12 protein-coding genes are annotated in these 22,181 nt (G+C 71.3%); 7 read left to right on the plus strand and 5 right to left on the minus strand.

The annotated features are described in order from the left end of the window. Window positions 1-25: 25 nt before the first annotated feature. The 3 genes from QMG86_RS29940 to QMG86_RS29950 are packed head-to-tail and all read right to left on the minus strand — an operon-like array spanning window position 26 to window position 7,051. Window positions 26-1,594, minus strand: a complete 1,569-nt coding sequence (locus QMG86_RS29940; RefSeq protein WP_434086128.1) for a dynamin family protein — start codon at window positions 1,592-1,594, stop codon at window positions 26-28. Then, a complete protein-coding gene (locus QMG86_RS29945) occupies window positions 1,591-3,453 on the minus strand; it encodes a dynamin family protein (protein WP_281876152.1) in 1,863 nt (620 codons plus the stop codon). The genes QMG86_RS29940 and QMG86_RS29945 overlap by 4 nt, the downstream gene beginning before the upstream one ends. 37 nt (window positions 3,454-3,490) lie before the next feature. After that, window positions 3,491-7,051, minus strand: a complete 3,561-nt coding sequence (locus tag QMG86_RS29950; protein ID WP_281876153.1) for a beta strand repeat-containing protein — start codon at window positions 7,049-7,051, stop codon at window positions 3,491-3,493. 297 nt (window positions 7,052-7,348) lie between these two features. On the opposite strand from QMG86_RS29950, the gene QMG86_RS29955 reads away from it, so the two are divergent. From QMG86_RS29955 to QMG86_RS29980, 6 genes are all read left to right on the plus strand, one after another. Next, window positions 7,349-9,130 carry an Hsp70 family protein gene (locus QMG86_RS29955; RefSeq protein WP_281876154.1) on the plus strand — a complete coding sequence of 594 codons (1,782 nt, stop codon included), beginning with the start codon at window positions 7,349-7,351 and terminating at the stop codon, window positions 9,128-9,130. Further along, window positions 9,123-11,705: a LuxR C-terminal-related transcriptional regulator gene (locus QMG86_RS29960; protein WP_281876155.1), complete on the plus strand. Its 2,583-nt coding sequence runs from the start codon at window positions 9,123-9,125 to the stop codon at window positions 11,703-11,705. The genes QMG86_RS29955 and QMG86_RS29960 overlap by 8 nt, the downstream gene beginning before the upstream one ends. A gap of 46 nt (window positions 11,706-11,751) precedes the next feature. Beyond that, window positions 11,752-12,864 (plus strand): hypothetical protein, encoded by a 1,113-nt coding sequence (locus tag QMG86_RS29965; protein ID WP_281876156.1) that lies wholly within the window; start codon window positions 11,752-11,754, stop codon window positions 12,862-12,864. Window positions 12,865-13,025: 161 nt separating this feature from the next. Further along, entirely contained in the window at window positions 13,026-14,384 is a 1,359-nt protein-coding gene (locus QMG86_RS29970) for a S1 family peptidase (protein WP_281876157.1), read from the plus strand. 175 nt (window positions 14,385-14,559) lie between these two features. Then, window positions 14,560-15,822 carry a S1 family peptidase gene (locus QMG86_RS29975; protein WP_281876158.1) on the plus strand — a complete coding sequence of 421 codons (1,263 nt, stop codon included), beginning with the start codon at window positions 14,560-14,562 and terminating at the stop codon, window positions 15,820-15,822. A 137-nt stretch (window positions 15,823-15,959) separates the two neighbouring features. Next, window positions 15,960-16,847, plus strand: coding sequence for an NRDE family protein (locus QMG86_RS29980; RefSeq protein ID WP_281876160.1), 888 nt, complete (start codon window positions 15,960-15,962; stop codon window positions 16,845-16,847). Between the two features lie 68 nt (window positions 16,848-16,915). Here the strand turns inward: QMG86_RS29980 and QMG86_RS29985 are convergent, their stop codons facing one another. Next, window positions 16,916-17,629 (minus strand): DUF8020 domain-containing protein, encoded by a 714-nt coding sequence (locus QMG86_RS29985; RefSeq protein WP_281876161.1) that lies wholly within the window; start codon window positions 17,627-17,629, stop codon window positions 16,916-16,918. Window positions 17,630-18,089: 460 nt separating this feature from the next. Here QMG86_RS29985 and QMG86_RS29990 point away from each other — a divergent pair, with 460 nt between their 5' ends. Continuing rightward, on the plus strand, window positions 18,090-21,254 hold the full coding sequence (locus QMG86_RS29990; RefSeq protein ID WP_281876162.1) for a (Fe-S)-binding protein: 3,165 nt from the start codon (window positions 18,090-18,092) through the stop codon (window positions 21,252-21,254). Window positions 21,255-21,353: 99 nt separating this feature from the next. On the opposite strand, the gene QMG86_RS29995 is transcribed toward QMG86_RS29990, so the two are convergent. Beyond that, window positions 21,354-22,103 (minus strand): FAD-dependent monooxygenase, encoded by a 750-nt coding sequence (locus QMG86_RS29995; protein WP_281876164.1) that lies wholly within the window; start codon window positions 22,101-22,103, stop codon window positions 21,354-21,356. Between the last annotated feature and the right edge of the window lie 78 nt (window positions 22,104-22,181).

The following is a 22,181-nucleotide window of genomic DNA, read 5'->3' on the forward strand; positions in this document are numbered from 1 at the left end:
GGGACCTCGGAGGCTCAGCGGCCAATCATTCCGGCAGCACGCTCAAGGTGCCTTCGGCGCTGCGGGCGGCGGTCAGGCAGGCCGTCGCGGTGAACTGGTCGGCGAGGGGGTGGCGCGCCCGGGCGCGCCACTTCCGGACCGCGGCCACCGCTTGCGCGCGCTGCGCGGGCAGCGGCGCGTCGAATGGAAGACCCAGACGCAGGTGGGGTGCGATGCCAGAGCCGCCGATGAGACGGTGCAGCTCGGCGAGATCGTCGGCGGGCAGCGCCAATTCGTCGGTGCGCAGGCGGCCGAGCAGGCGTAGCTCGGCGAAACCGTGCACGTCCGCGAGCAAGGTGCGCACCCTGGGCAGCAGGCGGTCGGCCGGGGTACCGCGGTAGGCGGTCAGCACCCGGGCCAGGGCGGTCAGCGCGGAATGCGCTTTGAGCTGGTCGGCGCGCTGCCCGAACTGCACGTCGAGCACCGACCGCAGTTCGTCCACGCCGCTGCGGCTGGTCAATTCGGCGGCCAGCGTGGCTGAATCGCGCACCCCGAGCCGGATCAGCGTGACGGCCATCCGGATGCCGAACAGCCCGAACCGCTCGGCGAGCTGCGCTCGCAGTTCCGGCGGCACCGGCAGCGGCACGTCCGCGCGCGCGAAACGGTCGGCCGAGAGCAAAGCGGCGCTCAGCTCGTCGACCGGGACCCGCGCCAGCGTCTCGAACGCGGCGAACTCCTGCTGACGCAGCGTCGCCGCGGCGAACGCGAGCAGCCCGGCGACCGGGATCACGGCCTGGCACAGACCCGTCCGTTCCAATTCCCCGGCGAAGCGGGTGGCGACATCGCGCGCCGAGTGCAGCGCATCGATCCGGCCCGCCCCGATCTCGTCGGCCCGCGACACCACGCCGACGATGCCGAGCGGACCGGGCGCTCCCGGCCCGCCGTTGGTCGCGGTTCCGGCGCCCACGCGCTCGAGGAACTGCACGTCGGTAGCGTCCAACCGGCGCAGCAGATAGACGACCGCGTCGGCGCCCGGGATGGCGATCCCCTGCTCGGCCCGCTCGTCGTCCGCTCCCGGCGTCAGCAGGCGCGCGGTGCGCCGCGACACCTCGCGCGACAGCGAAGACGTGCCCGGCGTGTCGATGATGGTGGTGTGCGCGAGCGCCGCGGCGGGCCATTCGACCTCGAGATGGTCGACCTCCCGCGCCGCCGGGGCGTTCCAGTTGAGCCCGTCCAGGTCGAAAGACAGCCCATGGGTCCCGCTGCCACGCCGGACCACGACGTGCGCACGGGCGCCGTCGGGGGCGTAGGCGGTCACGCTGGGTGTCGAACCGTAGCGGTACCAGGTGACCACCCTGGTGCACTCGGTCGCGTCGGTGGGTGCGATGTCCTGTCCGACAAGGGAGTTCAGCAGGGTGGATTTGCCCGCCTTGATCGAACCGGCGAGCGCGACCCGCAGCGGCTGATCCAAGCGGCGGGCGCAGTCGGCCAGCAGGGCACGCGGGCGCGGCTCGCCCGACAGCGCCGCCTGCGCCGCGCCGACCAGCCGATGCGCCTCGGCGACGATTCCCGGTACCGGGCCACCATCACGTACCGGGCCACCATCACGTCTCACGGGGCTACCGTACCGGCGGGTCCCATCGGTAGTGCGGTCTGCATGGCATCGGCGTAGCGGCGCAGTTCGGCGACCACACGCAGCTGCTGTTCGAGTTGCGCCCCACGTTCGGCGCGGCGGGTGGCGACCATGGACGCCGCCTCCTGCGCGGCCCGCAGCGACTCGTCGATCGAGCGCAGGCTGCGTTCGGCGACGCCCGCGTAGTGGTCGCGCAGCGCGCGGTGGATGCGGTGCAGCCGGTCCTTCGACTCCTTGCCCGCCTGGAACGCCACGTCGTCGACGAACCGGCGCACCGCCGCCTTCGCCTCGTTGCGCCGCTTGGCCAGCCGGGCCTGCTTGTCGTCGCGGAATGCCTTGCCGCCCACGATCAATCCCGCGCCGATCGAGATCGGATTGAGCAGCGCGAGCCCGGCGAAGGTGCTGGCCAGCCCCACCATGAGCACGCCGCCGTAGGAGCCGCGCATGCCGACGAGCAGCTTGCTGCCGAAACCGATATCGGGTTCCAGGTCGGCGAGCGTGCCGGAGATGGCGCGGCCGGTGTCGGCTCTCGCGCCGGGACGCACGTCCGGCAGGTCGACGGCGCCGAGTTCGGAGAAATGCTCGGCGACGCGCTCGGCGAGCTGAATCGCCCGGGAGTGGGTCCACAGCAGATTGTCGCCGAGCGCGGTGTCCACGGTGCCGGTGAGGTGTTCGGCGATGCGATCCCAGTGGCGGCCCGGATCGTGCTCGTCGATCCATTCCTCGGTGGTGCGCGCGATAGTGCGCAGGCGGTCGCGAAGATCGTGGTCCACGTCCCCGGCCAGGTCGGTGATGCCGTCGGCGAGCGTCTGCTGCCAGGCGGCGGTCCTGCGGTGCAGTTCCTCGGCCGCGGAACGGGCGGATTGCAGTTCCCGCACCGCCGCCGCGCCCTGGGCGGGATCGCGGACCGCGACCAGCTCACTGCCCAGGGCGAGCGCGAGATGCTCGGCTGCCGAGCGGATATCGCGGGCCACGGCGGTGCGGGTGGCCTGCTGATCGCGCGCCACGACCTGGTCGCGCAGGAAGGTGTAGAGCACGCCGAAGCCGGATTCCACACCCAATTGCTTGTCCTGCAACCGCATCGCGTGGGTGCGCAGCAGCGACGACACCGGGATCATCGGCACGTCGAGGCGGGCGCGCGCGAGATGGCCCAGGTCGGCCTCGTGCACCTGCCGCCAGTGCGGGTACAGGTCGGTTTTGGTGAGCAGCAGCGCGACCGTCGGGCACAGTTCCCGCACCTGCCGCAGGAACGCCAGCTCGGGCTCGGTGAGCTCGGTCGACGCGTCCGACAGCACGAATACCGCGTCCGCGGCGGGCACCAGTCCGAGCACGCCCGCCGCGTGGGCGTTGCCGTGCCCGCCGACACCGGGAGTGTCGATCAGCACGATGCCGTCGGCCAGCAGGGCGTTGGGTATCTGCACCTCCAGGCGCACGATCCGCTTCCCCTGCGCGAGCGGGGAGCGCTGGTCGATCGCACCGATCTCCGCGACCGGCACGGCCACCCTGCTCTCCGCGCCGCTGGAGTCACCGTGCGCTGCGAGCACCAGCTCGGCGCGCGGCTCCGGACCGTGTGCGAGCAGCATCGGCACCGTGGTGGTGGCGTCGTCGCCGACCGGGCAGATGTCCAGGTTCAGCAGCGCGTTGACGAAACTGCTCTTGCCCTGGTCCAGCTGTCCGGCGACGACGATGCGCCGGCGCGGGTCGCGGACCCGGTCGGCCGCCACTTCCAGGCGGCCGACCAGATCGTTGCGGCCCGCGGCACGGGCCGCCGCGATGGTTTCACCGAGTACCGAGAGCAGCGGTACCGCCGGTGGAGTGGCGTTCGGCGCGGGCGTCCCCATCGCGGTATGGACCTCTTTCCGTATTACCGGGCAACTGTCAGTGCAGGAATGTATCGCCACCCAGATCGGCGCCCGCGGAACCGCTGAACTCCGTGCTCGCGTGGCTCTCGCCGAACAGGCCCGCATCGGTCTGGCCGCTGCTGTCCAGGCCCGAGCCGAAGGCGCTCGACACGTCCAGCGAGGACCAGGTGTGCGCGGTGGAGCCGACGCTTCCGCCGAGGCCCGCGCCGGTGTCCACCGCGCCGTGCGCCGCCCCGCTCGCCGAGCCCGCCAGTCCGGCGCCCGCGTCCGCCGCGCCGCCGACGGTCGACTGCGCCGCGCCACCGAGGCCGGTGGTCGCGTCGAGACCCGAGGACAGGCCGGAGGTCGCGTGCGAGCCGATGCCGCTGTCCAGGCTGGAACCGAGGTGCGCTCCCGCGCTCGACGCGCCTTCCAGGCCGCTCGACAGGCCCGCGCCCGCGCTGCCCGCAGCACCAAGACCCGTCGACAGACCCGACTCCACACCCGCCCCCGCGCTGCCCGCAGCACCAAGACCCGTCGACAGACCGGACTCCAGACCCGCACCGGCATGGCCCGCGCTGTCGATTCCGGTGGAAAGGCCGGAGCCGAGTCCGGCGCCCGACTGCGCACCGGCGTTGAGCCCGCCCGACAGACCCGCACCGAGACCGGCGCCCGCCTGAGCCGCGGCATCGAGTCCGGACGACAATCCGGAGGCGAATCCGGCGCCCGCCTGCGCACCCGCGTCGAGCCCGCCCGACAGACCCGCGCCAGCCTGCGTACCCGCGTCGAGTGCGCCGGTGAGCCCGGATCCGGCTTGTGCCGCACCGTCCAGACCACCGCCGAGACCGGTGGACAAGCCGGTCTCCAAGCCGGTCGCGCCCTGGACCCCGGCCTCGAATGCGCCGCCGAGCCCGGACTCCAGACCCGCGCCGGCCTGCCCGCCGGTGTTAAGCGAGCTGTCCAGACCGCCGCCGAGTTCCGCTCCGGTGCTCACGGCCGCGCCGAGACCCGTGGCGAGCCCGGTCTCCAGGCCCGCCGTCGCTTGCGTTCCGAGGTTGCCGGCTCCGCCGACGGCCGACGAGAAGTTGCCTCCGAGCCCGGCGGCCAGGTTGCCGGAACCTTGTGCGGCGGTGTCGATTCCGCCGGTGAGGCCGGTCGTCGCCTGGCCCGTGGCGTCGAGCGCTCCGCCCAGCCCGGTCTCCAGACCGGAGCCGATCTGCGCGCCCGCGTCGCCCGCTCCGTGCAGTCCGGTGGACACTCCCGCGCCGAGGCCTGCGCCCGCCTGCCCACCCAGTCCGGTGGTCATCTCACCGGCTCCGTTCAGCGCGCCCTCCAGACCCGCACCGGCACCAGCCCCGAGATCGGCCCCCGCACCCGCAGCACCGCTGAGACCCGCACCCAGTGCGGTCGTCGCGTCCACCGCGCTTTCGACTCCTGCGCCGATTCCAGCCTGCGCACCTGTGCCGAGACCCGTCGCCGCACCCGCAGCGCCTTCCAGACCAGCGGTCAAGTCCGTCGCGGCACCCGCGGCGCCGTCCACAGCGCCTTCCAGGCCCGCGCCGAACCCGGCACCAGCCGCGCCGCCCACGCCGAGCCCGGCGTTCGAACCGCCGACCGCGTCGACAGCGCCCTGCAGGCCGCCGCCAACACCCGCACCGACACCAGCCGTCAGATCGGTCGCCGCACCCGAAGCGCCCTCCACAGCACCTCCAAGATTCGCGCCCAAACCGGTAGTCGCATCGACAGCGCCGCCGAGACCCGCACCCAGGCCCGCAGTGGCATCTACCGCACCCTCCAGACCCGCACCGGAACCGAGATCCGCCGCCCCGCCGATCGCACTCTCGAAACCGGCGCTCAGATCGGTCGCCGCACCCGCGGCACCACCGAGCCCAGCACCGAGGCCCGTGGTGACATCCGCCGCACCACCAATGGCGCCCTCCAGACCTGCCCCCAGCCCGGTCGATGCATCAACAGCACCCTCGAGGCCAGCGCCGACACCGGCACCGAGCCCCGCGCCCAAATCGGTCGCCGCGCCCGAAGCGCCCTCCACAGCACCTCCGAGGTTCGCGCCCACGCCGGTGGTCGCATCGACAGCGCCGCCGAGAGCAGCGCCGAGGCCCGCGGTGGCATCCACCGCACCATCCAGACCCGCACCGGAACCGAGATCCGCCGCCCCGCCGATCGCACTCTCGAAACCCGCACCCAGACCAGCCGAGCCATCCACAGCACCACCGAGTCCTGCGCCGAGCCCGGTGGTCAAACCGGTCGTCGCATCGACAGCACCGTCCAGACCAGCGCCGAGACCCGTGGTGACATCCGCCGCGCCCTCCAGACCCGCACCGAGACCCGCGCCCAGACCGGCCGCCGCATCCACTGCTCCACCCAGCCCGGCACCGAGGCCTGTGGTGACATCCGCCGCGCCACCAACAGTGCCCTCCAGACCCGCACCGAGACCGGCCGCAGCATCAACAGCCCCGTCGAGACCCCCACCGAGACCCGCGCCCAATCCGGTCGTCGCATCAACAGCGCCTTCCAGACCCGCACCGACCCCGCCGCCCAGGCCCGCGGTGACATCCGCCGCCGCACCCAGGCCGCCCTCCAGACCTGCGTTCAATCCCGCGGAGATGTCCGTGGCACCCTGCACAGCCCCTTCCAAACCCGCGCCGAGGCCCGTGGTGATGTCCGCCGCGCCGCCGATGGCGGTTTCCAGGCCCGCGCCGAGGCCGGTCGTCGCGTCCACCGCGCCCCCGAGGCCCGCGCCGAGATCAGCGCCCGCCTGCGCACCGGCGCCCAACGCCGCGCCGAGTCCCGTGGTCAGTCCGGTCGCGGCGTCGACCGCGCCCTGCAGTCCCGCGCCGACCCCGGCGCCCAGGTCCGCCGTCCCATTCACCGCGCCTTCCAGCCCGGCACCCAGGCCGGCCGCCGCGTCCACCGCGCCTTCCAAGCCCGCGCCGATACCCGCGCCCGCGCCGATACCCGTGGAGAGGCCGGTCCCGAGTCCGGCGGCGATGTCCCCCACGCCTTCGGCATCGAGATCGAGGCCCGCGCCGATGCCGCTGATCACCTGGGCGCCAGCGCCGAGCAGGCCGCCCACGGCGGCGGACAGGTCGGCGCCCGCGTTCACCACGGTGTCGAGGCCGGTGGCCAGCCCAGCGCCAAGACCTGCGCCGATCTCCAGCCCGGTTTCGATCGCGGTGTTCAGGCCCGCGCCCAGGTCGACGCCAGTACCGACACCCAGGTCGACCCCGCCACCAGCGCCCAGGTCGACCCCGCCGCCCGCGCCCAGGTCGACGCCCAGATCCGCGCCCAAGTCGACGCCGGCGTCCGCCACCGCCGCCGCGCCCACGGTGCCCGCCGCGCCGACCACGGCGGCAGCGCCGGTCTGCGCGCCCGCCGCGACGATGGACTGCAACTGGGAGCCGCCGGTCACCAGCGCCGACTCCGCGACCATCGGGGCGCAGAGGGCGATGTCCTCCGGCGTCACCGCGCTCAGGCCCGCAGCGGCCAGCGCCTGGGTCGGGTTGGCGCAGTAAGCGACCGCGGCCTCGTGGTTCCGCAGCAGATCGAGGATGAACTCCAGAATCGCGTTGGGTGTCATGAGAATCTTCTCCTGAGTCCCGGCGGACCTCGCTGATCCGCAGTCGTTGGAATGCAAATCACGCTAGGAGCGCACGGCGTTACGCCGAAACGGGGCGAACCCCTACGACCGTCCGAGGGCACCCGATAGGGGTGGGAGCGGAATTAGGGGAATTTCCCTAAACGATCCCCTAACGAGGTAACGGCTGATGGCCAGCAACCGACAGAACGGTTGCGTCGGCAACTACACCGCCCAGCGCACCAGCTCGGACACAGCAGCGACACCGGACCAGACAGTTATCTCGAACGGGGTTCTCGAATGACACAGCGCCTGGCGCTCGGCATCACTGTCGGGGCGTCGAATTCGGTCGCCGTGGCGGCAACGGAAGAGGGCGACGACGGCCTCGGCCCCTCCGGCGGCGGATTTCTACGCTCGCATCCGAGCGTGCTACGGCTCTCGCCGGACATGGCGCCCACGCTCGGCGCGGGCGCTCGCTCCACCGGCCGCCATTCCAGCGACGTGCTGCTGGAGGGCTTCCTCGCCAGGGTCGGCGATCCGGTCGGCATGCTCGCCGAGGACGGTTCCTCGTATTCGGCGCCCGACCTGGTGGCCACCGCGATCGGATGCCTGGTCGACGAGATCGCAGCCGAGACGGGGCGAAGCGGCGTCCAGGCGATGGTCGCCTGCCATCCGGCCTGGTGGTCGCGGCACACCGTCGATATCCAGCGCGACGCCTTGGAGCGGGCCGGACTCGGCGAGGTGACGCTGGTTCCGGAGCCGACCGCGGCGATCCGCTGGCTCGACGCCGCGCACGGCCGGACCGACGACGGGGCGGTGATCGTCCTCGATCTCGGCGCGTCCGGGTCGACCGTCTCGGTGGTCCGCACCGGCGAGCACGCCAGCCTGCTCGGCGCGCCGCTGCGCAGCACCGACGTGGCCGGCGCGGAATTCGATCTGCTGACCATGCGCTATGTCCTGGCAAATGCGGTGCTCGCCGCGGATTTCGATCCGTTCGATCCGGTGGTGGAACGCGAATTATCGGCTTTGCGAGAACGCTGCAGAAAAGCGAAAGAAGAGCTTTCCATAAATACCGCGACGGTCGTTCCGGTCCGGGTGGACCCCGCGGATCCGCACGGCAGCACGGTGCGGCTGGTGCGCGGCGAGCTGGAAGACCTGCTGCGCGGACCGCTGTCGAGTGCGATGAACCTTATCCACGACGCGGTGCACCGGGCCGGGCTGGACATCGGCGACGTCGGCCGCGTCCTGCTCACCGGAGGTGGCGGCGCCATTCCCCTGGTCGCCGAACTCATCTCCTCCGAGTTCGGATTGCCCGTGGTGGCGGCTCCCGACCCCGAGCACACCACGGCACGCGGGGCGGCGCTGCTGGCCGCCGATCTGCTCGCCGCCGAGACCGACCAGCTCCCCTTGGTGGTCGATCCGGTGGCCGAGGACGAGACCGTCCCGCAGCCTCGGGCGCTACCCTCGGCGGGACTCGCGGCGTTGCCCGAGGAGCCCGCTCCGCGCAGGCGGGCACTGACCGGCAGGCAGCGCCTCGCGGTGGTGGCGGGTGTCGCGGCCGCCATCGGCGTGCTGGCCACCGGCACGCTCGCCATCGGCACCGGCATCCAGTCCGGTTCGAACCCGCCCGCCTCGACCGACCAGTCCAGCACCGGCGCCGTGCAGGTCGCCGGGACGACGGGGACGCAGGCAGGCGACCCGGCCGCACCGTCCGGTGTCGCCGCCACGGATTCCGCGTCCGCCACCGGCCGGCCGAAAACGGAGGCGCCGCGAGCCGGTACGCCTTCGTCCGCCGCCCAGAACACCACCGTGGCCGTGGTGAACAGCGAACAGAACCCCGATCAACCCGCTCCGGCGCCCGCGGACCCCCCGGCGCAGCAGCCCGCGCCTCAGCCGCAATCTCCGCAGCCTGCCCCGGCCCCCGCTCCCGCGCCGGCGCCGGCCAACCCGCCCGCCCCCACCCAGCAGCAGCCCCGGCCGACGCCGCCGACCGCGCCGAGTCTGCCGACGGGCGTACTGGGCGATACCCTCGGCACGGTGCTGCGCGCTCCCGGAGAAATCCTGGGAGGCTCCGGTGGCTGATACCGCCTTCGACACGCTGCCCTGCGCTCGCGACATCTTCCGCGATCTGGATTCCGCCGACGACCAGCCGGTGGTCTACCTGATCCGCGGCCGCTCACAGACCGGCAAATCGACGCTGCTCGCCGAGATCCGCGCTCGTCTGCGCGCCCGCGGCGTCCCGCTGCAGGACGACTTGGCCACGCTCCAGCACGCCCACGCGCGCAACGGCTCGCACCCGGTGACCAGAGCGCAGGGCGGCGGCACGGCGGGCGTCACCACCGACACCGCCCGCCCGGCCCTGATCATCGACAACGCCCACACGCTCGGTCACATCGATCTCGAATACCTCTGCGCGGCAGTGGAATCCGGCCATCGCACGATGGTGATCGCCACCCAGCCGCGCCCGCACGATCCGCGGCTGCGGATGCTCGCCGACGCGATCGCCCGGCGCGGGCGCATCGTGGAGCTGCGCCCGCTCGGCGTCGCCGACATGGCGCCGTTCGCCCGGGAGCTGGGCATGATGGTGCCGCGCCAGGTCGCTCAGCACATCCACCTGCAGACCGCGGGGATCCGCGGCGGCGTGGTGGCGGCGCTCACGGCCGCCTGCTCGGCGCGTCTGGACGCGGGCATCACCGCCGTCGACACGGCCGTCGCCGCGTGGGCTCGCGGGTTGCTGGACAACCTCGAACCCGACCTGCTGGAGACCTTGGTGGTCGCCACCACGGGCACGGGCCTGGATTCCAGCGAACTCACCGAAGTACTCGGCGTGGAGCAGTCCGTCGCGCAGGATCTCATCGACCGCGCCAGGGCCAGCGCCCTGGTGACCGATGCCGACCTGCTGCTGGAACCCGCCGTCGCCCCCCTGCGCACGCTGCTGGGCGACCGCAGGTTTCTCGCGGTCGAACGCCGTTTGCTCGGCGCCCGCCTGGAGGCGGGGCTGCTGCGCGACCGCACCGCGCTGCAACTGGCCGAATCCGGCGTCCGCGATCCGCGTCTGGCCGACTTCCTCGTCGACGCCGCGGGCCAGGCGGGCCGCGAGGCGGTCCGCTACTACGCCGCCGCGGCGGCCGCGGGGGCGGAACTCGATCTGATCGCGCTGCGCTGGGCCGAGGCGGCCGCGCGGACCGGCGACGGCGACACGGCCATGCGGCTGGCCGAGCCTATGCTGGCGCGGTCGGGCAGCACCGGCACGGAGCTCGCGACGGCTGTGCGGATCTGCGCGGCGGTCCTCACCCGCCGGGGCCTGGTCGGCCGCGCCGCGCAGCTGTACACCTGGCTGGGCGGACATCGGGTCGGCCCCGATTGGGCGGTCGGCGCGACGGTGTTGTGCCTGGCCGGTGACGTGCCGGGCGCCAGGGAGATGTCTTCCTCGGCCACGAAGTGGCCGCCCACCGAAGCGGGCGCGCATGCCCGGCTGATCGCGACCGCGCTCGCGGACACCATCGAACCGGGCAACAACACCGCGGCGGCGGTGTCGGCGCTGGTCCAGGCCGCCCACGCGGACGCGGGCGTGGACCGCTTCCTGCCCTGCACGGCGGCCTCGATCGCCACTCTGCTCTCGCTCGGCACCGGCGAGCCCCGCCGCGCCCAGGACGCGTTGCGGCGCGCCACCGCCAGCGGGCTGCGCTGCCATCAGCTCGACGTGCTCGCGGCCTGGACGGCGATGCTCGGCGGCGACGAGCGCGCCGCCGCGGCCACGGTGGCCGCGCTCGACCACGACCGACTCGATGTGCGCGACCGGCTGCTGGCGCACGGCGTCGCGGTCGGTCTCGCGCGGCGCAGCGGCGACCACACCGCGCTCGCCCGCGCGTGGCAGGCCGCGTATCCGCTGTTCGACGACGTGCAGGCCGACCTGCTGGCGCTGCTGCCGATCGGCGAGCTGTGGTTGGCGGCCATCCGGATGCGCGACGAACGCCGGATCGCGCCCTTGGTGGACGCCGCACTCGCGCTGCTGCGCCGCTTGAACGATCCGCCCGCCTGGTCCAACGCCTTCCACTGGTACGGCGTGCAGGCCGCGATCGCACACGAGAGCCCCGAGGACCTGTTGCCGCACGCGCACGCGTTGAAAACCGCGGCCGAGGCGGGCGACCGGCACGCCGCGGTGCTCGCCGACGCGGGCCGCACCTGGGTGCTGGTGCTGCGCGGCCAGGTGGCCACCGCACCGGTGCACGCGGCCGTCGCGGCGCTCACCGAGATCGGCATGACCTGGGACGGCGCCCGGCTGGCCAGTGAGGCGGCGCTCGCGGCGGCCGACTCCGCGACGGCCACCGCACTGCTGAAACTGGCCCGCACGGTCCGCGCCGACGCACGTCCCCAGGAGGCGCAGGCTCGGCCCCCCGCACCGGCCGCGCACAACGGCGACGCTCCGCCGCCGCCCACGCCGCCGCAGGCCGCGATCCTCAGCGAACGGGAGCGCGAAGTGGCCGAGCTGGTTCTGCTCGGGCTCACCTACCGCGAGATCGGTGCGCGCCTGTACATTTCGGCGAAGACGGTCGAGCACCACGTCGCGCGCATCCGACGCCGGGTCGGTGCCCGGTCCCGTTCGGAGTTATTGTCGATGCTCCGCGCCATGGGACACGGTTCGCTTCTGGTGTGACCGGGTGCGGTTCCGTCAGCGGGAACGCCGAAGCGAGGTAGGTGAGATGGCCACTGGGGTTGGCCTGCGCGTCGCCGACGACGAGTGCACGGCGGTCATCGTCACCGACGGTGACGAGGAGCCGCGGTACATCGTCCGTGCGTCGGTGCTGCACATGTCCGACGACGGTGATGCCGAGCTGGGCGGTCCCCCGCCCCCAGGCGACGCCCACTCGATCAGCGGCTTCGTGTCCGCGGTGGGCGACCCGGCGGGAATCCCGGTCGACGACGGGGAGGCGTATCGCGCCGAGGACCTCGTCGCGACCGCCCTGTTCTGCCTGATCAACCTGGCCGCCGAACATCTCAGCGGCCCGGCCGAGTTCTATGCGACGCATCCGGCGCACTGGCCCGCCGAGTATGTGCGTTCGCTTCGGGACGCCTTGGACTACCTGGGTCTGCGCTCGGTGCAGCTGGTCAGCGAGGGCGAGCTGCCCAGCGCCGAGACCGGAGCCGACGGTAGGTCCTTCGCCCACGACGCGGCCCGAGGGGCGCTGGCCGCCGTGCTCGCCACCCCGGCCGGGGCCACCCCGCCGGACCCGTCCACCGCGGAGAACTCGACGGTGGACACCGTCGTCATCCCGGCCGTGCCCGCCGCCGACGCGCTACCGCAGGCGTATTCCGCCGCCATCCCGATCTCCGAGCCGACCTTGGTGGCCGAAGCCGAGCCGGAAGCCGAGAAACCCGCGCAGGCACCCGTTCCCGCGAAGGAATCGAAACGCATCCCGCTGCTGATCGCCGGCGCCGCGGCGATCGGGCTGGTGCTCGGCGGCATCGTGGTGGCCTTGCTGTTCCGCGACGGCGCCGAGACACCGGTGCCGCCGTTGCCCGACGCCAAGTCCGAGCCGACGTCGGTCAGTCCCGCCCCGCCCCCGCCGCTCGTCACCTCGACGACGCCCGCCACCACCGAGCCGCCCGAGCCACCGGTGGTGATCACCGAGACGACGACGCCGGAGCCGACGACCACGACGCCGCCCACCACCACCGAGCCGCCGACGACGACGCCGACCACCACCACTCGTACCTCGACCACGCGGACCCCCACGCCCACGACCAACCCGTTCGGGCAGCAGCTACCGCAGATCCCCACCATCCCCGGCATGGGAATACCGGGTAGTCGGTGATTAGTAGCGTCCTATCCGGGTTTGTGGCTTAGAGTGTTGCGCTGACCGTGTTGTCGGATGAATTTCCACACCGGTCGGTTGCTGGACGAAGGCTGTGCGCCAACGGATTCTGCCCGTGGCCACGGATTTAGCTGGCACGTGCGTGCCGACGAAGGGACTTCATGCGCAAGTTGGTGGCGCGTCGCGCCGCGGTCAAAGCTGTCGCCATCGCATCGACCGTTCTCCTGGCTCCCTTGTTCGGCACGACCACCGCCTCGGCGGTTCCCGAAGCCCCGGCGCAGCTCGCCGCGGACAATCTCCCCCCGGAACTCGTGCAGGCCATCGCGCGTGATCTGAAGATGACCCCGACGGAGTACCTGGACCGTGCCGCGCGCGCCCAGCAGCTGCGCGACTACGCGCGCGATTTCCGTTCGGAGCGACCGGATTCCTTCGCGGGCGCCTGGATCGGCGCCGACGGCAAGCCCGTCATGGCGGTGACGTCTCTGGACGCCGCCAAGATCGTCGCGGCCGACGGCTATCAGACCCGGCTGGCCCCGGTGTCCGCGGACAGCCTGGAGAGCTCGCTGGTGCAGCTCAACCAGTGGATCACCGGACTGCCGCGGGAGATCTCGCAGGCGATCAACTCCGTGGCCATCGACTTCCTGAACAGCCAGCTGGTGCTCAGCGTCGCCAACACGCCCGCGGGTCACATGCTCAACCTGCCCACCCTGCTGGCGAACATCAAGGTCATCCTGTCGCCGAACAACGGCGGCCCGGTCGAGCGCAGGCCGATGGGCGGTGACACCTACATCAGCGCTCCCGGTTCGCTCGCCGACTCGTCGCTGCGCGCGGTGGACGTGTGCTCGTTCGGGTTCAACAGCATCGACGCGTCCGGCAACGCGCTGAATATCAGTGCGGGCCATTGCGATCCGAACCTGGGCAAGGGCAACCAGGAAGCCGGTGTCTACCTGCCGAACGTCCGCGACATCCCGGCCAGCCCGGAACTCGGCACGTTCGTGCGCGCCTCGCTGGGCGGACAGTCCGCGCTGGACTACTCGGTGATCAAGCTGAACGAGCGCGCGGTGCGGGCGGGCATGGACCAGCCCTCGGTGCGCGGCGCCAACGGCACCACGCTCGCCATCACCGGCACCGCCGACCCGATCACCGGCGCCCCGGTCTGCAAATCCGGCCAGTCCTCCACCTTCACCTGCGGCTTCGTCGTGGCCGATCGGGTGGAGACGCAGCTCTACACGGCCGATGGCGAGAGCAAGACCGTGCGCGGGTTCGCCAGCTCGGCCTGCACCCTGGGCGGCGACAGCGGCGGCGCGATCGTGTCCGGCACTCTGGCGCTGGGCATCACCAGCGGTTCCAACGCCGCGGACGCGCCGAACTGCAACGAGGCCAACATCGCCCTCGCGCAGTACGGCGGCACCGCTTCGCTCGGCATCCCGATCCGGGCCATCCTGGCCGACATCGACGCCTCCTCCGGCGGCGGAATCGGCAGCGGAATCGCCGTGCGCACGCGGCCGAACGCGAGCTGAGCGCGAGCCCGAAATCTGTGGCAATCCACATATCCCCGGTCGAGTGGCTATGAGGGAATCGAGAACCACGAGATGAGTAGGCATACCGCGCCAAACCCCATATAGTCTGCTCATGCTCCTGCCACGTATAGGACCTCCCCGCTCGACTGCGCGACAGACCGTAATCCGAAAGACAGTGATCGCCGCCTCGGCGGCGATACTGCTGTTCGGGCCCACGGCGGCAGTAGCGACGGCCCAGCCGGACCAGGGACCCGGCCTGCCGGCCGAACTGGTCGCCGCGGTGACCCGCGATCTGAAGATCTCGCCCGACGAGTACCTGCACCGCGCGGAGGTGGCGCAGCAGGTGGCCGCGTTCGCCACCACCGCCCAGCGGCAGTACCCGGCCGTGTTCGCCGGCTCCTGGCTGGACGACGCGGGCAAGGCAGTCGTGGCGCTGGCGCAGGGTCCTGGCGCCGACGAGGCGAAGAAGGCCGCCGAATCGGCCGGTTTCGAGGTCCGCAACGTCGCCAAGAGCGAAGCGGCCCTGCGTGGCGAGAAGAGCGCGTTCGAGCGCTGGCTGGAGGGCCAGCCGGAGGCGGTGCGGTCCCTGGTGCGCGGCGCGGTGGTGGACACCGTGAACAACACGATCGCGGTGCGCGTCGACCAGGCGGGCCTGCCGATGCCGAACTTCATCGACCCGGCGCGCGTCATCGTGATGGCCCCGCCGGTAGCGGGCGAGCAGGGCCCCATCCAGGCCGGTGAGATCGCCGGAGACGCGCGCGGCGCGCTCGCGGGCGGCGACGGCTACGCCTCGGTCGCCGGACGCAGTTCGCTGCGCTGCTCGCTCGGCTTCAACGGCACCGACCGCAACGGCAACACGGTGAACATCACCGCGGGCCACTGCAACCCCGACATCCCCTCCGCGGGCAGCGGCAACGCCGCGGGCGTGTACGAGATGAACGGCGACCGCCTCGGCGCGCAGCTCGGTGTCTTCCAGAAGTCGGTGCTCGGCGAGCAGGACTACTCGATCATCCGGGTCAACGACCAGGCCAAGGACCGTTTCGCGAACAACGGCGTCCGCGCGCCCGGCGCGGCTCCGATCCCGGTCGATGGCGTGGCGACCCCGGTCGTCGGCGCCCCGGTCTGCAAGTCCGGTGCGCGCACCGGCTTCAGCTGCGGTGTGGTCAACGCCGTCGACCAGACCGTGCAGGTCGGCGACCGGGAACTCACCCAGAGCTTCTCGGCCAACATCTGCGCGCTGCCCGGCGACAGCGGTGGTCCGATCGTGACCGGCCGCCTGGCGCTCGGCATCTCCAGCGCGTCGTCGGTGGCGGACTACCCGATCTGCGAGATCCCGAATCTCATCGGGGCCCTCACCGGTAACGTGCCGCAGCTGTTCGCGCAGCCGGTGCACGTGGTGCTCTCCGACAACCCGGGGCTGCGCGTGCGCACCAACTGACAGCAGGAACCACGAAAGGCCGGCAGCGTCGAGCTGTCGGCCTTTCGCCGTCTCAGGGGCTTTCCACTGCCCTTACGCGGCCCCCCGCGCCGGAAACCACGCATGGGGTACGGCGGCGGTCCGGCATCCTGGACCGCATGTGTTTGGTGTTGATCGGCTGGCGCGCGCACCCGGAATACCGGTTGATCGTGGCCGCCAACCGAGACGAGTTCTACGCTCGGCCGACCGAGTCCATGCGCTGGTGGCCCGAGGCGCCCGGCCTGCTCGCCGGACGCGACACCGGAGCCCCGGGCCGGGCCCACGGTGAGCCTCCCGGGACCTGGCTGGGGCTCAGCGCCCAGCCCCACGGCGACAATCGCTTCGCCGCCGTCACGAACGTGCGCAATCCCGCCGATCTACGCCTCGACGCCCGTTCCCGGGGCGCGCTGCTGATGGACTTCCTGCGCGGCGCCTCCGACCGCGGTGCGGCGGGCGAATTCCCCGGGCCGGAGAAGTACGTCCTCGACGTCGCCGCCGCTCCGGACGACTACAACGGCTACAACCTGGTGGTCTCCGACCTGCGCACGCTGTGGTGGCATTCCAATCGCAGCGCCGCCGAACCGCGCGAACTCGCTCCGGGCTTCCACGGGCTCTCCAACGGCACGTTCGTCGCCTCCGCGGGTCCGAACCCGGTCGAACCGGATCTGACGGCGTCACAGCCCGTCTGGCCCAAGATACGGGCGGGCGTGACCGAGTTGCGCGATGTGGTGCACACCGAGCCCGGCGCGGTGGACCGTTACTTCGAGGTGCTGGCCGACCGCACCGAGGCCCCCGACGATCTGCTGCCGCGGACCGGGGTGCCGCACGAGATGGAGCGGGCGCTCTCGGCCAGGTTCATCGCGCACACCGTGCACGGCACCAGAGCGAGCACGGTGCTGGTGGTCCGCGAGGACGGCACGTTCGACATGGTCGAGCGCTCGTTCGGCAGGCTGGGCGAGGAGCTGGGTGAGGTCGTCGTGCGCGGCCTGCTCGATTTGGCCGGATAAACGACCGGCGGCCCGCCCTCCGAAGAGAGCGGGCCGCCGAGGATGTGACGGAGCGTGGAGCCGGAGGCTCAGTTCGCCGGCTTGTCCGCCCACTTCGTGGTGCCGTCCGGCGCCTGCAGCGTGTTCACCAGGTCGATGCCCGCGACGAGCAACGCCGGGCCGCCGATGGCCACCGTGCCGAGGATGCCACCGATGCCCGCGCCCGCGATCGCGGCCGGGATGCAGCCGACACCCAGGAACGGCAGACCGAGGATGCAACCGATCACGGCGCCACCGATGACGCCGATGGCGGTGCCGAGGAAGCCGCCGACGGCGGTCGCGATGCCGAACTGGCTGGCGAACTCGTTCTGCGCCCGCTGGTTCTCGATCGGCGAGGCGATCGGCTGCGCGACGACGTTGACCCCGTTGAGCGGCTTGTCCTTGGGCACGTTCACGTTGACGCCCTGCTCAGGCGTCAGCTCGAGCACCGTGTTGTCGTCCTTCACGACCGGCTTCACCGGGACGACCGTGTCGGCGACCTTGAAGGCGATCGGCAGCGTGAGGACCGCGTTGCCCTGCGAGTCCTTGATCCGGTAGACGTCGTCTTCCTTGACGTCCTCGGACGACTTGGCCAGCTCGAAGGTTCCCCCCTTGAGCGTCGTCACGACGGTCTTTTCCACCAGCTTGACCGAGTACCGGATGGGGTCAGCGGCCGGTTCGGCATCGGCATGGGCGGTTCCCAGTCCGATGGTCATCGCACCGATGACCATCGCGGCCGCCGCGGTGGTTCTGCGGAGTTTCATTCAGTTTCCAATCCATCATCAGGTCGTACGTCACCGCTGCTCTTCAGCACGCGAGAGCTCTATCCAGCACATCCGGGTGGTCGGCTCCGGATCCTCCCCGAGCAGTGTGAAGACGGTCGCAGTGATCAGAACGTCGTGAGCCTAATAGAACGGCGCGTTTTAAGCGAGATCCCTTATCAGGCATGGGGACTAAGCCAATCCTTACCGACTGGACGGGATGGTTCGACGTTTACGGTGGTGAACAACGGACCAGCAGCGGGATCGGCGGAAATTACTGTGACATTGATCACAGGTAAATAATGGGTCAAGCCCCAGCATATGGGGCTATAGCCCAAAAGCCGATCGTACGATGGACATGGTTGTTACTGACGGGTAACTTACTGCCAGTTAGGATACGAGCCAACCGACGCGGTAGCACAACGCGGCCGCGCTCGAGGTGCCTCTAAAGAAAGGTCGCGACATGAATGCCCTGACAGTGACGCTGGGCACGATTGGGGCGGCGCTCAGCCTCCTGTGTTGGGCGTCGTTCATCGGCGGCGTCCGCAATATCGTCCGCGCCATCATGATCGGACAGCCCGCGCCGGACCGCTGGCGGCCCTTCTTCCCGCGTTTCAAGCAGATGATCGTGGAGTTCCTCGCGCATACGCGCATGAACAAATTCCGCACCGTCGGCTGGGCGCACTGGCTGGTGATGATCGGCTTCATCGGCGGCGCCATGCTGTGGTTCGAGGCGTACGGGCAGACCTTCGACCCGGCGTTCCACTGGCCGATCATCGGCAACCTGGCGATCTACCACTTGTGGGACGAGATCCTCGGCATCGGCACCGTGGTCGGCATCCTGACGCTGATCGTCCTGCGCCAGCTCAACCACCCCCGGGTGCCGGAGCGCCTGTCCCGCTTCAGCGGTTCCAAGTTCGGCCCGGCCTACGTCATCGAGGCGATCGTCCTGCTCGAGGGCCTGGGCATGATCTTCGTGAAGGCGGGCAAGATCGCCGCCTACGGCCACTCCGACCCGGCCACCGACTTCTTCACCATGCAGGTGGCCAAGCTGCTGCCCGCGAATACCACCATGGTGGCGCTGTTCGCCTTCGTGAAGCTGATGTCCGGCATGGCGTTCCTGTACTACGTAGGCCGCAACGTCACCTGGGGCGTGGCTTGGCACCGCTTCTCGGCGTTCTTCAACATCTACTTCAAGCGTGAGGAAGACGGCGGCGTCGCGCTGGGCCCGGCCAAGCCGATGATGTCGAAGGGCAAGCCGGTCGACATGGAGACCGCCGACCCGGACACCGACACCTTCGGCGCGGGCCGGATCGAGGACTTCTCCTGGAAGGGCTGGCTGGACTTCACCACCTGCACCGAGTGCGGTCGCTGCCAGTCGCAGTGCCCCGCCTGGAACACCGGCAAGCCGCTGTCGCCCAAGCTGCTGATCATGTCGCTGCGCGACCACGGCTACGCGAAGGCCCCCTACCTGCTGGCCGGCGGCCGCAAGGACATGGGCGGCGACGAGGTCGGCCTGGTCGACGCCGAGGGCAACCCGAACGAGGCGAAGCTGGCCAAGATCTCCGAAGCGGCGAAGGCCGAGGCCGAGCGGCCGCTGGTCGGCGGCGCGGAGGTCAACGGCATCATCGATCCCGAGGTGCTGTGGAGCTGCACCACCTGTGGCGCGTGCGTCGAGCAGTGCCCGGTGGACATCGAGCACGTCGACCACATCATCGACATGCGCCGCTACCAGGTGCTGATCGAGTCGGAGTTCCCCTCCGAGCTCGCCGGTCTGTTCAAGAACCTGGAGAACAAGGGCAACCCCTGGGGCCAGAACGCCAAGGACCGGCTGAACTGGATCAACGAGCTCGATTTCCAGATCCCGGTGTTCGGTCAGGACGCCGACAGCTTCGACGGCTACGAGTACCTGTTCTGGGTCGGGTGCGCGGGCGCCTACGAGGACCGCGCCAAGAAGACCACCAAGGCGGTCGCCGAGTTGCTGGCCACCGCGGGCGTGAAGTTCATGGTGCTCGGCGCGGAGGAGACCTGCACCGGTGACTCCGCTCGCCGCGCGGGCAACGAGTTCCTGTTCCAGCAGCTGGCCCAGCAGAACATCGAGCTGCTGAACTCGGTGTTCGAGGGCGTGGAGGATCGCAAGAAGAAGATCGTCGTCACCTGCGCGCACTGCTTCAACGCGCTGAACAACGAGTACCCGCAGGTCGGCGGCACCTATGAGGTCGTGCACCACACCCAGCTGCTCAACCGCCTGGTGCGGCAGAAGCAACTGATCCCGGTGGCCTCGGTGTCGCAGAACGTCACCTACCACGACCCCTGCTACCTGGGCAGGCACAACAAGATCTACAACGCGCCGCGTGAGCTGATGGCCGCGTCCGGTTCGAATCTGGTCGAGATGCCCCGGCACGGCGAGCGGTCCATGTGCTGTGGCGCCGGTGGCGCTCGGATGTGGATGGAAGAGCAGCTCGGCAAGCGCGTCAACATCGACCGCGTGGACGAGGCGTTGACCACCTCCCCGGCGAAGATCGCGACCGGCTGCCCGTTCTGCCGCGTGATGCTCACCGACGGCGTCACCGCACGCCAGGAGAAGGGCGAGGGCGAAGGCGTCGAGGTGGTGGACGTCGCCCAGCTGATGCTGGACGCCATCGAGCGCGTCGAGCCCGCGGTGCTGACCGAGAACCTGACCGTCATCCAAGAGCCGAAGGCGCCCGAGGCGGAACCCGAGCCGGAGCCGGAGCCCGAACCCGTCCCGGCCGCCGAAGCTCCCGCACCGGCCAAGGCCGCGCCGACCGGCGGCGGTCTGGCCATGAAGGGCCCGGCGAAAGCGCCCGGCGGCGGCGGTCTGGCCATGAAGGGCCCGGCGAAAGCGCCCGGCGGCGGCGGTCTGGCCATGAAGGGCCCGGCCAAGGCACCCGGCGGCGGTCTCGGGATGAAGGGCGCGGCCAAGGCGCCCGGCGCCAAGGCACCCGCCGCCGAACCGGCGGAGACCGAGGCCACGTCGGCTCCCGCCGCTCCGGTCAAGGGTCTCGCGATGAAGGGTCCGGCGAAGGCGCCCGGCGCCAAGGCCGCCGCGGCCCCCGCCGCCGAAGCCCCGGCCGAGACGTCCACCACCGAAGCTTCCGCGGCCAAGCCGGTCAAGGGGCTGGGCATGAAGGGCGGCGCGAAGGCGCCCGGCGGTGGTCTCGCCATGAAGGGCGCGGCCAAGGCGCCCGGCGCGAAGGCTCCGGCGTCCGCCCCTGCGGCCGAGGCCGCGCCCGCCGAAGCGGCTGCGGAACCGACCGAGGCGAAGTCGGCCGAAACGGTTACGGAAACGGCCGAAACCGGCCCGACCGAGACCAAGCCGACGGTGCCCGCCAAGGGTCTGGCCATGAAGTCCGGCTTCAAGCGGCCCGGTCCAAAGGCCCCCGGCAAGGCGGCAGCTGCCCCGAAGGACGCGGCTCCCGCCGAACCGGCTCCCGCGGAGCAGGCTCCCGTCGCGGAAACTTCCGCCGCGCGGCCCGAACCCGCCGCCGAACCGGAGCAGTCCAACGGCGCGAACGGCAACGGCGCACCCGAAGCCGCGCCGCCCACCGCCAAGCCCGGCGGTCTCGGCTTCAAGGCCGGCGCGAAGGCGCCGGGCCGCAAGAGCTGAGCTGGATATCGGAGAGAGCCCGGGTACTCGAGGAGTACCCGGGCTCTTTCGTTCGCGCCGTATCCCGCGATCGGCACAGCCCGCCGACGCAGGCGAGCGCTACTCGCCGATCACCGGAGGCGTCCAATCCCACAATCGGGCCGACTTCCGTCCGGCCATGTTGCGTCCGGCGAGACGGGTCAGACCGGTCGCCAGTCCATAGACGAGGGCACTGGTGGACAGACTCATCGCGGGATCCCGGCGTGCCATGCGCTGCACCTGCTGGCTGCGAGGGCGCCGAAGCTGGTCGAAGCGGGCCAGCGCCGCGGGAACCGCGCCGCCGCGCAGCTCGGCGGCGAGCACGGTCGCGTCCTCGAGCGCCTGGCACGCACCTTGGGCGAGAAATGGTGTCATCGCGTGGGCGGCATCGCCGAGCAGCACCACCCGGCCGTCGGCGAACGACGGCAACGGATTCAGGTCGGAGATGTCATGGCACAGAATCGCCTCCGGTGTGGTCGCGGCCAGCAGAGCCGGGATCGGGTCGTGCCAGTCGCCTAGCCGCCGGCGCAGTTCCGCGCGATCGTCCTCGTAGCGGGTCCCTGGTTCGTGCTGCCGTACGGTGAGGAACCAGAACACCCGCCGATCGGTCAGTGGGTGGGCGCCGAAACGCGCACCTCGTCCCCAAGTCTGGAACCCCTCGACCGGCCATACCGAGCCGGGCTCGGTCACCCCGCGCCAGCAGAGAATGCGCTGGAAAACCGGATCGGAGTCGGCCCACAGTCCGCGCCGCACCGCACTGTGGATGCCGTCCGCTCCCACAAGGACATCCGCGGCGGCTCGGTGCGTCCCGTCCTGCGTCCGGTAGGTCACCGACACCTCCGATCCGGACTGCTCGTACCCGATGGCAAGGAGCGATCGAGCACGGGACCGGACGACGCGCGGGGGGCC

Origin of the sequence: Nocardia sputorum, from assembly GCF_027924405.1 — a bacterium.
GTDB lineage: Bacteria > Actinomycetota > Actinomycetes > Mycobacteriales > Mycobacteriaceae > Nocardia > Nocardia sputorum.